The sequence below is a fragment of the Paracidovorax konjaci genome, from assembly GCF_900112675.1.
GTDB classification, from domain to species: Bacteria; Pseudomonadota; Gammaproteobacteria; order Burkholderiales; family Burkholderiaceae_C; genus Paracidovorax; species Paracidovorax konjaci.
Map to the genome: position 1 here is coordinate 127,384 of NZ_FOMQ01000003.1, position 15,790 is coordinate 143,173.

The following is a 15,790-nucleotide window of genomic DNA, read 5'->3' on the forward strand; positions in this document are numbered from 1 at the left end:
TCGGTTGGCAGGTGGAATCTGGCGGGGGCACACCACGGTGCGCAGCTCAGTCGAAGAGCGAGCCTTGCGCGGGCCCGTCTGCAGGAATCGGCGCCGGGGCTGGTGGAGCCGGGGTGGGCGATGGTAAGGGCTCGGCAGGCGGCACCAATCCGGCATCGGTATTTTCTCGGGCGGAGTCCACCTCGACCATGCGCCCATCGCCTGTCAGGAAAGCGGCGCGAACCGGGCTCCCCTGGACCTGGGCCAGCATGGCCGTCCGATAGCGGCGCAATTGCGCAACCAGTTCCGGCTGGCGCTCGGGATCGGCGGCGCTCTTGTAGTCGAGCACCCACCATTCGGGCGCATGGCCAGGGTGGGCACGGCACCGCACCAAACGGTCGATGCGCAAGGTTTGCCCCATATGGACGATGGGGGCTTCGTCCATTGCGAGATCGATGCGGGAACGGTCCCATGCCCAGGCGCCCTCGCCTTCGAGAATGTGGCCGGCCATCGCGGCGGCACGTTCGGCTTGTTCTGCCGGCAGCTCGAAATCCCTCGCGAGCTGCAGGAGGCGCGCGGATGACCAATGCAAACCCTGCGACACCGCAGCGTTCTCGGAAAAGCCAGCCTGTTCCAGCAACTGGTGCATGGCCTCACCCTGGCGCGCGACCAGACTGGAGGCGTTGCGTGTCTTCGCTGGAGATGCCTCCGCCCCCTGGTTCGACAAGGGCCTGGACGCATCCGCAACCGTCAGGTGAGCGTCCGGCAACACGGGTGTCGCCCCCCATCCCGGCAATTCGGGAAGCTGCGCGGTGCCCGGAGCGCTTTCCATGCCTGCAGGAGTTGCAGGCCCGGGGCCGTCCGCATCAGAAGCCAGAGGAGCCACCCGGTTCCACCAACTGCCCGGTGCCGACTGGGTGAAACGCACACAGGACAGCGCCAGGCAGTGGCGTGCACGGGTCATCGCCACGTAGAGGGTATTGAGTTCCTCCCGCAAGCGTTCCGCCTGCTCTGCGGCCAGCGTATCCACGGCACTCGGAGGCGGTGACGATTCGCTCGCCAGGAAAATGAAACGCCGCGGCTCCGGGCTTTCGCCTGGCCAATCCACCAGCACCCCCATGGTTTCGGCTTTTTGCCCGCGGCTGTCGGTGTCCAGCAGCAGCACCGCATCCGCCTCCAGGCCTTTCGCGCCATGAATGGTCAGCAACCGCACAGCCTGCACATCGACCCGACCTGGAGCGCCATGGCCGGGACGCTTCAAGGCCCGCACGAAAGCGTAGGGAGTGAGGTAGCGGCCGCCGTCCTGCTGCAGTGCTGCCGACAGCAACGCGCGGAGATTCGCCAGCATGCCGGGACGCAACGGTGCAGGCGCAGCTGCAGCGTACCGTGCGAGGACATCCCGGTGCTGATAGATCGCGTGAAGGGCATCGTGCGGCGGCCATTGCTCCACCCATCCACGGTACAGATTCAAATCGGCCGACAGCTGCGGGATTTCTTCGTCCAACAGCCCATCTTTCGATAGCAGATCAAACCAACTCGGCAACCGGCTCTCGTGGTCATTGGTGGCGTTTTGCGCGGCCTGTCGACGGGCTGCAGCAATGCGCACCAGCAAGCTGTCTTCCAGGCCAAACAGCGGCGAACGCAGTGCCCGCGCCATCGACAGGTCATGACCGGGAGACAGCAATGCATCCAGCAAGGCCACGACGTCCTGGACCTCCGGTGCTTCGCACAGTTCGGATTTCTCCGGCTGAACGCAAGGAATGTGCAAGTCCCGCAGAGCGTCCTGCATCGCCGTCAGGCGGTCCCGCTTGCGCGCAAGCACCATGATTTCGCGCGGCGGTGTGCCGCTCGCCATTCGCTCCGCGACCCAGCGGGCGGCCTGTTGGCATTCGCGCATGCGCAGGGTTTCTTCCGCTTCGTGGCGCGGCTGCTCCAGGCTGTCGCGCCATGCCATCGGGTCGGGAAGGGGTTGCGAAGCCGGCGCTTCGCCATTGTCTTCGTCGAAGACAGGTGGCAGGCGCACCAGGCCTCCGGCGTCACCCGATTCCGTCGTATGGTTGCGAAATCCTGCGTACTCGCCCTGTGCCTGCGCCGTCCCCATGACGGTATTCACTGCGGCGATCACATCCACGGCATTGCGGCGCGTGTGATCGCAGGCCAGGAGATCACCCATCAGACCCTGCCGCACGAAAGCCTGCGCCGCGCGAAACACCTGCGGCTCGGCACGGCGGAAGCGGTAAATGCTCTGCTTGGGATCGCCCACGATGAATACGCTGGGGGGCCGGGCCCCTCCACCGCTGCCGACGTAGCCCGCCAGCCAGGCATGCAGGGCTTGCCACTGCAACGGATTCGTGTCCTGGAACTCATCGATGAGCAGATGGCGCACGCGCGCATCCAGGCGCTCCTGCACCCAGCCGCTGAGCACCGGATCGGAGAGCATCACGAGCGCAGTGCGTTCGACATCGTTCATGTCCACCCAGCCCCGTTCGCGCTTGAGTGCGGCAAAAGCAGCGACCAGCGCCCGGGTGAGCCGCGCCATTCGCTGCTGGTGCAGCCATGCTTCATGCTGCTGCCGCGCCAGGCACAGTGGCTGCAACTCCCGCTCGGCCTCCTGTGCGGCTGCGAATTTCTCCAGATTCCGGGTGAGCCGATCCTCCTTCCCAACGAACAGGGCACGTCGCAATGCGTCCAACCGTGCTTCGAGATCCTCCGTATCGAAGAACGCAGCGACGACAGCGGCCGCGGCTTTCTGAGGGGTCTTGTTGGACTCCGCTCCCAACGCGGCAGCCCAACCGAGCCAGCGTGCACGGCAAGCTTCGCCGGCCAATGCCTGTGCGGGATGCTCCAGTGCAGACAGCTCCGGCCACCGCACCTGGAATGGGGGCACGGAGGCATCCACCACGCCGCCGGCTTCCGCCAGTTCGAACTCCACACGCTTGGCCAATGCCGATTCCAACGCTTTACGCGTCTGGGAACGGCCGTGCCGCGCTACCGATAGCGTGTAGTCCGCATGCAGGCCCTCCTCCGCGATGACCTTCCGCAAGAAGAGCGGCCAGACCTGGCGGACGGCCTCGGCATCGTCTTGGAGCAGCTCGTAATGCACGGGCAGGCCGCGCGACTGCAGCACCGCGATGGGGGCCGTTCCCAGCAGGGCAGCGAACCAGCTGTGGAAAGTGCGTATCTGCACGGGGCGGCCGGCACCGAGCAGATGGAGAAACAGTCCCTGCAAGCGTGCGCACTCCGCATCCGAAGCGTCCGCAATGCCTCGTGCCGCGAGCTCTTTTCTCAAGGCCTGCAACGGTCGGCGGGAAAAATCTCCGAGCCACTCCTGCAACCGTTGCCGCATCTCGCCTGCGGCTTTCTTGGTGAAGGTGATCGCGAGGATCTCGTGAGGCTCGCTGCCATTCAGCAAAGCGCGCAGGATCCGTGACACCAGCATCCAGGTCTTACCCGCCCCTGCGCAAGCCTCCACGGCCACACTGCGATCCGGGTCGCAGGCGATGGCGTAGAACGCTTCGCGGCTGACCGAGCGGCCATTGTGTTCATAGGCGGCTGATGGGGCATGCAGCGGCTCATTCATGCCAGAAGTCCTTTCGGCACAGCCCCCGTGCGGCACAGTAGTCGCACACGGCCCCTTCGCCGAGCGCGGGCATCTCCGCGCCCTGTGCGATGCGCTCGAAGTCGTGCAGGATGCCTTCGACAAGCTGATCGCGCAGCGACACGATGTCCGGCTGCTCGAAGCTGCGAGTCTCGCCGCGCTCACCCACGTTGACATACATCGCCCGCAGGGTGTCGTCACCGAGCAGCGCAGCATAAAAGGCCAGTTGCGAGTCCTCCGTTCCAGCTGAAATGCGCCGCCGCGTGACGGCCTCGTTCTCGGTCTTGTAGTCGATGACCACCCTCGCTGGCGGTTCTCCAGGCACGTCCGATGGCACCGCATCCACGCGGTCCAGCGTACCGATGAGCTGCACAGGACCCAACGGTTGCACGCAGCGCCTCTCGGCGTCCAAAAAACGCCCCCCCCGGGCTTCATGCTCCGTCAACCAATGCAAGTAACCTTCACGCAGTGCCGGCCAACCCGCGGAAAACGGCAGGAATTCCGCTGGCGAGAGGCGGTAGGCACGCGTAGCGGCCTGTGCTGCCGCATCGAGCAGCACCCGCCGGCCGTCCACGTTGTCCACCGGCATGTTGCCCAACGTTTCGTGGAAATGCTGCAGCACTGCGTGGAGCCAATTCCCGAAGTCGCGCTTATCCACATCGGTGCCCAGTTCGTCCGACTCCTGCAGTCCCAAGAGGCGCAGAGCAAAAAACCGGTAGGGACAGTGGCGGAGGTCTGAATACGCCGATGACGAAAGCCGCATCAAAGGCAATGCGTCACCCGCAGGGCGCGGCATCCGTACCGGCTCCACCGGCACCTCACGCACCTCCCGCGGATCGGAAGCGTCCGAGCCGACACCTGCCGCTTGCAGCCCGAGCACCAAGGGACTGGCCAGCAGCGGCTCGCCACCATCGTCTCCCATACGCCAGAGCACATCGGCTTTCGGCACGGAAAGGGCATGCGCCCATGCGGCGCGCTGCGCTCTCTCCAGCGCCTCGCGCACCGGCAAGCCAAGGCCCACACGTTGGGCATTTGTCCACGCCCCTGAAGGCTCCGGCGCTGCCTGCAATCGCTTTTCGTCACAGCCGGCTGCAACCAGCGCCGCGAAAGGCCTCGCCAGCATCTGCTGCAGTGGCACGACCACGATCTGGGGAGCCCCCTCGCCGTCCAGATCCGGGCGGAACCGGCCCGCCTCGAGCACCTCGTCCACCCACTGCGCAAACTCCGTGAGCGTGAGCGGGCGACCCGAACGATCCAATCCTTCCCATTCCTGCTGGTGCACGGCATCCAGCCGCAGTTCAGCCACGATGCGCAGGCCTGCATCATCCAACTGCAGACGATCCCACTGTTGCGTGGACTGCAGCAAGGACCGCAAAGCCACCAACCATCCCGAAAGATCGCGGCCCGCCTGCATGGACTCCCTCCAGCCTTCGGCCTGGCGAACCAGCGCATGCCAGAAGGTCGCACCACTGCCTGTTTTGTCGGTCTCGGAAGAATCCGGTACAGCCGCGTTCTCCTCGCTTGCAGCCAGCACGGCCGCAAGCCATCCTCCGTTGCCCGAGCTGCGCAGCCAACGCTCCAGCAGCCTGAGGGTCTCAGGATCTGCGGCCGGCGCATGCTTCAGCCAGTCGAGCATTTCGTCGCCCGAGGCATGCCACTCACATGCTCGCAGCGCCACCATGACATGGGCGCCGGCCCGTGTCGTCGACAGCGTCCACCCGTTTTCGTCATGCACCGTCACGCCCTGCCCTACCAGCAGGGCACTGATGCGGCGCGTTAGGGCACGGTCGATCGCCGCCAGCGCGACGGGCACCTGGCCTTGATTGATGTGCCGCAAAACGCAGGCAGTGGCGCGCTGCGCTTCGTCTTCCGAGTCTGCGGCTGTGTGGAATGCGATCTCAGGCGACCGCACCGCCTCGGTCACTCCCGGCCCCTGTTCGCGCCACAGCGGCAAGACACAGGCATGGTCCGCAGGCCACTGCGCGCACAGGGCATGCGCCAGCGGGTCTGGTTGAAATCCGTCGAGGATCACCAATGCAGGAGTCATGGCCCGCACGTGCGCGCTGAAAAGCACATCTGTGGCATGCCGCGTTGTAGCCACCCATTCCAGCGCGATGCGCGCGACGGCCGCCTCATAACGCAACACGGCGCCATCCCCTGCAGGAAGGAGAAATTCGCGTGCGTCCGCGACCCACGACGCACGATCTGGAGGCGGAACGGAGGCCACCACCGGCGCCAGTTGGCAGGCAGCCTCCAGCAAAGGACCTGCCAGCACCTCCCGCTGATCGCCCAGGCCCGCGCGGTCGAGCAGTGAACGCGCCGTGAGCGTATCCCGTGCAGCGTCCAGCGCCAGGTCATCTCCTTCCGGCACGAAAGGGGCCATGCGAGCAGCCCAATTGCGCGTGGTTTCGAAGCGTGGAGAGAGTCCGTCTGGAAAGGCACGCGCCCATCGCCGCTGGGCTTCGCCCATGAGTTGGGCATAGGGGACCAGCACGACCAGCATGCCAGCGGGTATGCGCAGCCCCTGGACCAGGCCATGAATACGTTGAATGGACGACTCCCATACCGCGTCCAGCGCATCGGAATTCGCTATGACTGTCATAGCAGTGGAGTCGCCGCCCACGGCGCCAAGCGGGAAATGTCTTTCTGTCACAATCCCACGACTTTATCCGCACCCCACAACACTTCACTTTCTTCGCATCCACAAGGAAAGCGCCATGGCCAGCGAACTGATCAAACATATCTCCGATGCCAGCTTCGAATCCGACGTGCTCCAACCCGGCAGTACGGTGCTGGTGGATTACTGGGCCGAATGGTGCGGCCCGTGCAAGATGATTGCCCCCATCCTGGATGAAGTGGCAGGCGCCTACCAGGGCAAACTCACAGTGGCCAAGATGAACGTGGACGAAAACCGCGAAGTGCCAGCCAAATTTGGAATCCGCGGTATCCCGACGCTGATGCTGTTCAAGAATGGACAATTGGCGGCCACCAAGGTCGGCGCGATGAGCAAGGCCCAATTGACGGCCTTCATCGACCAGCAACTCGCCTGACCGCTTATCTTTATTTCTCATCGGTGCCGAAGCCTCCGCGAGCTTCTGGCACCGTTTGTTTACCTCTCCGTGCCTCCATCGAGAGACACTCGCGAAGCCCTGATGAGCGGGCACTTTTCCTGTCATAATCCGCGCTGATCACCGGGCCAGCCCAGCATCGGCGGCCGGTCGCAGATCCTCAAGACCCGCCAAGGCACGCCTCGGGCAGCCCACGCGGCACGCGGTCTCCCCCTGAATTCATATTCACTCCGTTCCGGAGTCACCCCCATGCATTTAAACGAACTCAAGGCACTGCATGTGTCCGAAGTGCTCAAGCAGGCCGAAGAGCTGGAGATCGAGAACACCGGTCGCATGCGCAAGCAGGAGCTGATGTTCGCCATCATCAAGAAGCGCGCCAAAGCCGGTGAGCAGGTTTTTGCCGATGGTGTGCTCGAGATCCTTCCGGACGGATTCGGTTTCCTGCGCAGCCCGGATACGAGCTACACCGCGAGCACCGACGACATCTACATCTCGCCCAGCCAGGTGCGTCGCTTCAATCTTCACACCGGCGACATGATCGAAGGGGAAGTGCGCACGCCCAAGGACGGCGAGCGGTATTTCGCGCTGACCAAGCTGGACGCCGTGAACGGAGGCCCTCCGGAGCAGAACAAGCACAAGGTCATGTTCGAAAACCTGACCCCCCTGTTCCCCAAGGAACAGATGAAGCTTGAACGCGACATGAAGGGCGAAGAGAACATCACCGGCCGCATCATCGACATCATCGCTCCCATCGGCCGCGGACAGCGCGCGCTGATCGTTGCGCCGCCGAAGAGCGGCAAGACGATGATGATGCAGCACATTGCGCACGCCATCACGGCCAACAACCCTGATGTGCATCTGATGGTGCTGCTCGTGGACGAACGTCCCGAGGAAGTCACCGAGATGCAGCGCACCGTCAAGGGAGAGATCATTGCTTCCACCTTCGATGAACCCGCTGCGCGCCATGTGCACGTGGCGGAAATGGTGATCGAACGCGCCAAGCGCCTGGTTGAACTGAAGAAGGATGTGGTGATCCTGCTCGATTCGATCACGCGCCTTGCCCGCGCCTACAACAACGTCGTTCCGTCTTCAGGCAAGGTACTCTCCGGCGGCGTGGATTCCAACGCGCTGCAGCGCCCCAAGCGATTCTTCGGCGCTGCCCGCAAAGTCGAAGAAGGCGGTTCGCTCACCATCATCGCCACAGCGCTGGTGGACACGGGTAGCCGCATGGACGAAGTGATCTTCGAAGAGTTCAAGGGCACCGGCAACAGCGAAATCCACCTGAACCGCCGCCTCTATGAAAAGCGCGTGTTCCCGGCCATCGAACTCAACAAAAGCGGCACGCGCCGCGAAGAATTGCTGCTCCCTCCAGAGATCTTGCAGAAGACCCGCATCCTGCGGCAGTTCCTCTACAACATGGACGAGATCGAAAGCATGGAGCTGATGATCAAGAACATGAAGGCCACCAAGACCAACGTCGACTTCTTCGACATGATGCGCCGGGGCGGATAAGCCCCCTCCCCAGCGGCCACCTCGATGGCCCCCCCAAGAAGCCCCAGCGCGGCAATGCAATGGGGCTTTTTTGTTGCCTGCGCCCCCCGTGCGGGGCCTGCAATCCCAGGTGCCAGGAAACAGGCCGGAACAAAGTGCAAGTGCCACCGCCTCGCCTCCACAACTCGGCTCGCTCAGGGGATGTGCGATAATGGTGGGCTTTTTCCGCGGAAAGTGCGTCGCAATGGGTGCGGCGTGGCTCCCGCAGCAGCCCATAGAAAGGACCATGCCATGAAAGAAGGCATTCACCCCAACTACCGCGAAGTTCTCTTCGTGGATCTGTCCAACGGCTTCAAGTTCGTCACCCGTTCCTGCGTGAACACCAAGGAAACCGGCAAGACCGACGACGGCCGCGAACTGCCGCTCTTCAAGCTGGACACCTCCAGCGAATCGCATCCCTTCTACACCGGCACGCAGAAGTCGGTGGACAACATGGGCGGCCGCGTCGAGCGCTTCCGCAACCGCTTCGGCAAGACGACGGCAACGGCAGCGAAGTAATCCACTTTCCTCGCCGGACCATGGACGGTTCGTGGGCCCCGCTCCCGCACCGTCCACTCCAGAAAGGCAGCCCGGTTCCACCGCGCTGCCTTTCTTTCTTGTGGGCCTACCCACCCGATCATTACCGCCTGCGTTTTCGCTTTATTCTCAGTCGATTTTTTCGGCACTGAACGCGTGAATCCTCCGAACCCCGCCATCGTGACCCAGGGCGCCGTGCGGCCATTGCCGCGCTGGGCGTTGCTATTGCTGTGCATCGCCTATGTCGTCCCTGGATTCGTGGCACGCGCGCCGTGGAAGAACGCGGACGTCACCGCCTTCGGCTACATGATTGAGCTGGCCCGCGGCACCACCGCCTGGATGTCACCCTCCCTGGCAGGCATGGCTCCGGACACCGATGGATTGCTGCCGTATTGGCTGGGCGCGCTGGCCGTTCTGGCTGCGCCGCCGTGGATTTCTGTGGAGACGGCAGCCCGGTTGCCCTTCATTGCGCTGCTGGCCATCACGCTCGCAGCCACCTGGTGGGGGATGTACCACCTCGCGCGCAGTCCAGGGGCTCAACCCGTCGCTTTCGCTTTCGGCGGCGAAGCATTGCCCTCCGATTACGCGCGTGCCATGGCGGACGGAGCGCTGCTGGCACTGCTCGCCTGCCTCGGGCTCGCACAGCTGTCCCACGAAATCACGAGCTACCTCACCCAGTTGGCGTGTACGGCCCTGGTGTTTTTTGCGGCGGCCAGCCTGCCGCACCGGCGTATCGCTTCCGTCCTGGCAGCAGCTTTCGGGCTTTTCGGCCTGGTACTGAGCGGTGCCCCGACGATCGCCGTGCTGCTCGGTGGCGGCAGCGCCTTGCTGGTGGCCTGCACGGCCTGCGAGCCCGACCGCTTCGAATCCCCCCAGGCTCCCCAACACCCCGGCTGGATATGGGCGCTGGTGCTGGCCGGCCTTACGGTGCTGGCCGCCGGCTTGGCGGTTGCGCTGGACCTCTGGCGCTGGCGCCTGGCCTCGGAAGGCGAAGCCAAGGAATGGCAGAGCCTCGTGCGCCTTCTCATCTGGTTCGCCTGGCCGGCATGGCCGCTGGCGCTCTGGACGCTCTGGCGCTGGCGGCGGCAGATCGTCAGCAAGACCCTGCATCGCCATCTGCTCGTGCCCCTGTGGTTCGTTCTCGTCACCCTGGCAGCGACTCTGACGACCCAGCCTGCCGACCGTGCGCTGCTGCTCGGCCTGCCCGCGCTTGCCACCCTGGCAGCTTTCGCACTCCCCACCCTGCGGCGGGCCATCGCTTCGCTGATCGATTGGTTCACCCTGCTGTTCTTCAGTGCTTCGGCCATCACCATCTGGGTAATCTGGATCTCACTGCAGACCGGCGTACCGGCAAAGCCGGCTTCCAATGTCGCGCGGCTGGCGCCTGGATTCACACCGCAGTTCTCTACCGTCGCATTCACCCTGGCCCTCGCTGCCACCGCCGCGTGGTGCGCCCTCGTCTGGTGGAGGGCGTCCCGCAACCGCAATGAAATATGGAAGAGCCTGGTCCTGCCAGCCAGCGGAGCGGCCCTCGGTTGGCTTCTGCTCATGACGCTGTGGCTGCCGCTGCTGGACTATGGGCGCAGCTACCGTCCGCAGGTCGAGAACCTCTCGCGCGTTCTCGGACCCGCGCCGGGATGCCTGCTGGTCCATGGATTGAGCCGGGCCCAGTTGGCCGGGCTGCAATACCACGGCGGCTGGACGCTGCACACGGTTTCGCGGCCAGACCAGGTGCAGGCCAGCGCCTGCGAATGGCTGGTGGCGGACCTGGCTGCGCAGCCCTCGGTCCTGCAGTTGGCCGCAAGCGCCGAAGGTTGGCGGCAAGTCGCCATCCTGCCCCGCCCCACCGACAAGAACGACCAGCTTTTGGTGATGCACCGTACGCCTGCCGGCACCGCCAAGCCTTGATGCCTTCCGAACGCGCGCACGTCGTCCGGCACGCAGTCACCGTACTGGCGGGCCAGTTGGCGGTGATGGCGTTCGGCGTGACCGACACCATCGTGGCGGGCCGCCACGCCCCGTCGTCGTTGGCAGCGCTCTCGATCGGCTCGGCTATTTATGTGAGCGTCTATGTCGCGCTCATGGGGGTTTTGCAGGCACTCCTTCCGGTCTGGGCGGAACAACGCGGCGCCGGCCACACCACTGAAATCGGGCGCACGGTCCGGCAGGCCCTCTACCTGTGCGCGTTCGCAAGCATCCTGGGCATGGCGGTGCTGCTGTCGCCGGGAGCGATTTTGCGGTGGACCGATGTCCCGCCCGAATTGCGCTCGGAAGTCGAGCGCTACCTGAGCGTGCTGGCGGCTGCGCTCCCCCCGGCATTGGCCTTCCGCCTCTACACGACGCTCAACCAGGCGCTGGGGCGTCCCCAGCTCGTGACATGGCTGCAACTCGGCTCCCTGCTGCTCAAAGTGCCGCTGTCCATCGGGTTCACCTTCGGGATCGCCGGCCTTCCTGCGCAGGGGGCCGTGGGATGCGCCTGGGCGACCTTGGCGGTGAACTACGTCCTGCTGGGCATCGGGCTGTGGCTGGTCCGCTCGTCGCCCCTGTACCGGCCGCTCGGCTTGTGGCGGCGCCTGGAACGGCCGGACCTGCCGCAGATCGCGCGCTTCGCACGCCTGGGCGTTCCGGCGGGGCTCGCGGTGATGGTGGAGGTGACGTCCTTCACGCTGATGGCGCTGTTCATCGCGCGGCAAGGCGCCGTGGCCGCGGCAGCACACCAGATCGCCTCCAACCTCACGGCCGTGCTCTACATGGTCCCCCTGTCGCTGGCCATCGCCACCAGCGCGCGTGTGAGCTATTGGCGCGGCAAGACGGACGAAGAGCGGGCACGCAGGGTCGCCTGGATGGGTTTCAAGCTTGGTGCCGCCGTATCCATTGGGTTTTCAGCTATTCTTTTGATAGCACGCAGCCCTTTGGTGTCTCTGTACACGACTTCCGCGGAAGTCGTGCCGCTCGCCTACGGCCTGCTGGCCTGGGTGGCCCCGTACCACGTCGCCGACGCGCTCCAGACGTTCTGCGCCTTCGTATTGAGGTGCTACCGCGTCACGATCGCACCGCTCGTCACCTACGGCTTGCTGCTGTGGGGGATCGGGCTTCCGGCGGGCTACGCGCTCGCATACCGGGGCCTGGGCAACCAGCCGCCCATGGAGTCTCCGGCAGCCTTCTGGATCGGCGGGGCGGCAGCCCTGGTGTTGACCGCCGCGGTCTTCACGGTGATGTTGACGGTTGCGCTGAAGAAGGCGCAGGACCGGCTGGCACCGGCGCCTTGACCGACACCGCAAGCGCTGCGCCGTGCACATGCGGGCTCCGCTGAACCCGGTGGGCCGGGAAGGTGACCGAGAAAACCGAGCCCTTGCCCACGGTACTGGAGATGGCCAGTACAGCCGAGTGGCGCTGGACGACGTGCTTGACGATCGCCAGGCCCAAGCCCGTTCCGCCGGTTTCGCGCGAACGGCTGCGGTCTACGCGATAGAAGCGCTCGGTCAGCCGAGGAATATGCACCGCCTCGATGCCCGGGCCGGTGTCGCGCACCGAGAAACGGGCCCCGCCGTCCTCCAGCGCGACCCACTCGACTCTGATGGAGCCCCCCGCAGGGGTGTAGCGCACGGCATTGCCGATCAGGTTGGAAAGCGCACTCTGCAGTTCCACGTGAACGCCGGCCAACTGCCCTGCCCTGCGCAGTTCCTCCACTGCAGGGAACTCCAGCGTGTGGCCGGATGTCTGGCTGCGCGTGAGCAGCGCCGAAAGCCCGCGCGCCTCGTCTTCGCAACGGCGCAGCAGCGACTCCACGGGCGTCCATTCGGTCAGGCCGGGAGGCGGGCTTCCCTCCAGGCGCGACAGCGTCAACAGATCCTGCACGACGCTCTGCATCCGCGCAGCCTGCTGGGACATCATGCCGAGGTATCGGGAACGCTCCTCGGCGGACAAAGGCAGCGTCTGCAGCGTCTCGACGAATCCCATCAGCACGGTCAGCGGCGTGCGGATCTCGTGGGACACGTTGGCGACGAAATCGCGGCGCATGGCTTCCGCCTGCTCCAGCGCCGTGACATCCCTGGACAGCAGCAGCGTGCGGCCGTCTCCGTACGGATGCAGATGCACCGAGATGCGCACAGGGCGCGATGGCGTGCTCTCGCGCCCCTGCAGGACGACGTCTCCGGAGAAATTCTGCGCTGCGTAATACGCGCTGAATTCAGGGTCCCGCAGCAGATTGCCGATCGATTGGCCCAGGTCACGCACAGCGTCCAGCCCGAATTGCGAGGCAGCGATCTGATTGCACCATTCGATGTGTCCTTCGGCATCGAGCAGCACCACGCCATTGGGCGTGGCCTGCAGGGCCGCAAGGATTTCCTGCAGGCGCGCATCGCTGGCCTCGATGTCCGACTGGCTCTGGCGCAGCAGGCGCCGCGCGCGGTCTGCCACCTCGCCCCACAGCCCGTTGAGCGACGGTGCCTTGGCCAGGTCGCCATGCCGCAGCCAGCGCACGACGCGGGCCCCGCGCCAGAGATCCCACAGGAACCAGGCCCACGATGCGCCGACCGCTGCCAGCATGGCGCCCCAAGGACCGGCCCACCACCACCCAAGGCCCAGGCCCACAGCCTGGAAAGACAGGAAGAAAAAGAAACGCCAAGCCATGGATTACGGTGGAGACACGGTCAGGATTTGGCAGGATGCGTCCGCGCACCTGCAATCATTCCGGCCTCTTCTTTCAGAAAACGAGCGCCCGGCACAGGCCGGAGCACGAACGCAGGAGCGGCCACATTCCAGGATACCCAGCGGCATAAGCCTGGGGCGCCCTTCCCTGCACTGGCGTCCCACGAAAAGAACTCAGGCCCGCATGAGTGCCGCGGGCTGGGCGGTGAGCCGGTAGCCGGCGCCACGCACGGTCTCGACCATGGCCCCCGCTACGCCCAGCGCCTCGCGCAACCGTTTGACATGCACGTCCACCGTGCGCTCTTCGATGAAGACATGGTCGCCCCACACCTTGTCGAGCAACTGCGCGCGGCTGTGGACGCGCTCGGGATGCTTCATGAGGTGGTGCAGCAATTTGAATTCGGTGGGACCGACCTTGAGCTGCTGGCCCTGATAGGTCACGCGGTAGGTTCCGGCATCGAGGGACAAATCGGACACCGACACCGTGTCGGTCGCCTGCTCGGGCGTACGGCGACGCAAAACGGCGCGAATGCGCGCGAGCAGTTCCTGCGTGGAGAACGGCTTGGTGATGTAGTCGTCGGCGCCTGCGTCGAGCCCGGCCACCTTGTCCGGCTCATCGCCACGCGCGGTCAGCATGAGGATCGGGATCGGCTTCGTGCGGGCATCGGCGCGCCATTTGCGCGCCAGTTGCAGGCCGCTCTGCCCAGGCAGCATCCAATCGAGCAGGATGACGTCGGGCAGGACTGCATCGAGTTCGCGTTGCGCAGACTCGCCGTCCTCCGACCAGATCGGCTGAAAACCGTTGTGCCGTAGATTGACCGCGATCAACTCGGCGATCGCGGATTCGTCTTCGACGATGAGAACGCGGGGAAGTCTCTTCATGGGGGGAAGGCCTTTCAGAGCACGGCCGACTCGATCTGTTCAAGGGTGGTGTGGCGTACGTCCTTGCCCTTGACGAGGTAGATGATGAGTTCGGCCACGTTTTTGGAGTGGTCGCCGATGCGCTCGATGGCCTTGGCCAGGAACAGCAGGTCCAGGCTGGAGGAGATCGTGCGGGGGTCTTCCATCATGTAGGTGATGAGTTTGCGCACGAAGCCGTCGAACTCGCGGTCGATCAGGTCGTCCTCCTTCAGGATCGCCACGGCCGCTTTGGTATCGAGCCTGGCGAACGCATCGAGGGCCTTGCGGAGCAACCCGGAAGCCAGCTCCGCCGCCACGCGCAGGTCGCTCGTGGGCAACGAGCGCGAGGCGCCGCTCTCGATGATGGACTTGACCATGCGCGCCATCTTGTTGGCTTCGTCGCCCATGCGTTCCAGGTTGGCGGTCGCCTTCGAGAACGCGATGAGCAGGCGCAGGTCGCGCGCCGTCGGCTGACGGCGGGCGATGATGGAAGACAGCTCCTGGTCGATCTCGACCTCCATCGCATTGACGCGGTGTTCCGTGGCGGCGACCTGATCGGCCGCTTCCACGCTGAACTGGGAGAGTGCATACACGGCCTGGCGGATCTGGGATTCGACCAGCCCGCCCAGCTCCATCACACGGGCCGAGATGCTGTTCAGTTCGCTGTCGAACTGGGAAGAAAGATGTTTGTCGGGCATGCAGGCTCCTCGTCCGTTCAGCCGAAACGGCCGGTAATGTAGTCTTCGGTCTCTTTGCGCTGGGGCTTGAAGAACATCTGTTCAGTCTCTCCGAACTCCATCAGGTCGCCCAGGTACATGTAGGCCGTGTAGTCGCTGCAACGCGCCGCCTGCTGCATGTTGTGCGTGACGATGACCACGGTGTAGTCGTTCTTGAGCTCGGCGATGAGTTCCTCGACCTTGGCCGTGGAAATCGGGTCCAGCGCGGAGCACGGCTCGTCCAGCAGCAGCACCTCGGGTTTGATGGCGATGCCGCGTGCGATGCACAGGCGCTGCTGCTGCCCGCCCGAGAGACCCGAGCCGCTCTGGTGCAGCTTGTCCTTGACTTCGTTCCACAGTGCCGCCTTGCGCAGCGCCCACTCGACGCGATCGTCCATGTCGGTCGCGTTGAGGCTCTCGAAAAGCTTCACACCGAAGGCGATGTTGTCGTAGATCGACATCGGAAACGGGGTGGGCTTCTGGAACACCATGCCCACCTTGGCGCGGATCAGCGCCACGTCCTGCTTGCTGGTCAGCAGGTTCTCGCCGTCCAGCATGATCTGGCCTTCGGCGCGCTGCTCGGGGTAGAGCTCGAACATGCGGTTGAACGTGCGCAGCAGCGTGGACTTTCCGCAGCCCGACGGACCGATGAACGCCGTGACCTTCTTCTCGGGGATGTCGAGGTTGATGCCCTTGAGGGCGTGGAACTTGCCGTAATAGAAATTCAGGTCGCGGACCGTGATTTTCGCGGGGCCTGCGGTGTCGGCGGTTTTCGTGGACATGGGTAATGGACCAATCTATGTCGAAGTGTT

General features: G+C 64.8%; 11 protein-coding genes. 5 read left to right on the plus strand and 6 right to left on the minus strand.

The window, feature by feature from the left end:
• Positions 1 to 46: 46 nt before the first annotated feature.
• Together BM144_RS05110 and BM144_RS05115 are read right to left on the minus strand one after the other, a co-directional pair.
• Positions 47 to 3,559 carry a UvrD-helicase domain-containing protein gene (locus BM144_RS05110; RefSeq protein WP_092950228.1) on the minus strand — a complete coding sequence of 1,171 codons (3,513 nt, stop codon included), beginning with the start codon at positions 3,557 to 3,559 and terminating at the stop codon, positions 47 to 49.
• Positions 3,552 to 6,179 carry a PD-(D/E)XK nuclease family protein gene (locus tag BM144_RS05115; protein ID WP_092950229.1) on the minus strand — a complete coding sequence of 876 codons (2,628 nt, stop codon included), beginning with the start codon at positions 6,177 to 6,179 and terminating at the stop codon, positions 3,552 to 3,554. Before BM144_RS05115 ends, BM144_RS05110 begins: the two co-directional genes overlap by 8 nt.
• A 115-nt stretch (positions 6,180 to 6,294) precedes the next feature.
• Between BM144_RS05115 and trxA the strand changes: the two genes are divergently transcribed.
• The 5 genes from trxA (at position 6,295) to BM144_RS05140 (ending at position 11,981) form a co-directional block, all read left to right on the plus strand.
• Positions 6,295 to 6,627, plus strand: coding sequence for a thioredoxin TrxA (gene trxA, locus BM144_RS05120; RefSeq protein WP_092950230.1), 333 nt, complete (start codon positions 6,295 to 6,297; stop codon positions 6,625 to 6,627).
• A 267-nt stretch (positions 6,628 to 6,894) separates the two neighbouring features.
• Positions 6,895 to 8,157 (plus strand): transcription termination factor Rho, encoded by a 1,263-nt coding sequence (gene rho, locus BM144_RS05125; RefSeq protein ID WP_092950231.1) that lies wholly within the window; start codon positions 6,895 to 6,897, stop codon positions 8,155 to 8,157.
• 270 nt (positions 8,158 to 8,427) lie between these two features.
• Positions 8,428 to 8,694, plus strand: coding sequence for a type B 50S ribosomal protein L31 (locus tag BM144_RS05130; RefSeq protein ID WP_092950232.1), 267 nt, complete (start codon positions 8,428 to 8,430; stop codon positions 8,692 to 8,694).
• A gap of 174 nt (positions 8,695 to 8,868) precedes the next feature.
• Entirely contained in the window at positions 8,869 to 10,620 is a 1,752-nt protein-coding gene (locus BM144_RS05135) for a hypothetical protein (protein WP_092950233.1), read from the plus strand.
• Positions 10,620 to 11,981 carry an MATE family efflux transporter gene (locus tag BM144_RS05140; RefSeq protein WP_092950234.1) on the plus strand — a complete coding sequence of 454 codons (1,362 nt, stop codon included), beginning with the start codon at positions 10,620 to 10,622 and terminating at the stop codon, positions 11,979 to 11,981. The genes BM144_RS05135 and BM144_RS05140 overlap by 1 nt, the downstream gene beginning before the upstream one ends.
• Here BM144_RS05140 and phoR read toward each other — a convergent pair.
• From phoR to pstB, 4 genes are all read right to left on the minus strand, one after another.
• A complete protein-coding gene (gene phoR / locus BM144_RS05145; protein WP_092950235.1) occupies positions 11,920 to 13,344 on the minus strand; it encodes a phosphate regulon sensor histidine kinase PhoR in 1,425 nt (474 codons plus the stop codon). The genes BM144_RS05140 and phoR overlap by 62 nt on opposite strands.
• 192 nt (positions 13,345 to 13,536) lie before the next feature.
• The gene (gene phoB, locus BM144_RS05150; protein ID WP_092950236.1) at positions 13,537 to 14,244 is read right to left on the minus strand and encodes a phosphate regulon transcriptional regulator PhoB; all 708 of its coding nucleotides are present in this window, start codon (positions 14,242 to 14,244) and stop codon (positions 13,537 to 13,539) included.
• 14 nt (positions 14,245 to 14,258) lie between these two features.
• Complete coding sequence (phoU, locus tag BM144_RS05155) at positions 14,259 to 14,960, minus strand: phosphate signaling complex protein PhoU (protein WP_092950237.1); 702 nt, start codon at positions 14,958 to 14,960, stop codon at positions 14,259 to 14,261.
• 17 nt (positions 14,961 to 14,977) lie between these two features.
• Positions 14,978 to 15,760 carry a phosphate ABC transporter ATP-binding protein PstB gene (gene pstB, locus BM144_RS05160; RefSeq protein ID WP_092950238.1) on the minus strand — a complete coding sequence of 261 codons (783 nt, stop codon included), beginning with the start codon at positions 15,758 to 15,760 and terminating at the stop codon, positions 14,978 to 14,980.
• Between the last annotated feature and the right edge of the window lie 30 nt (positions 15,761 to 15,790).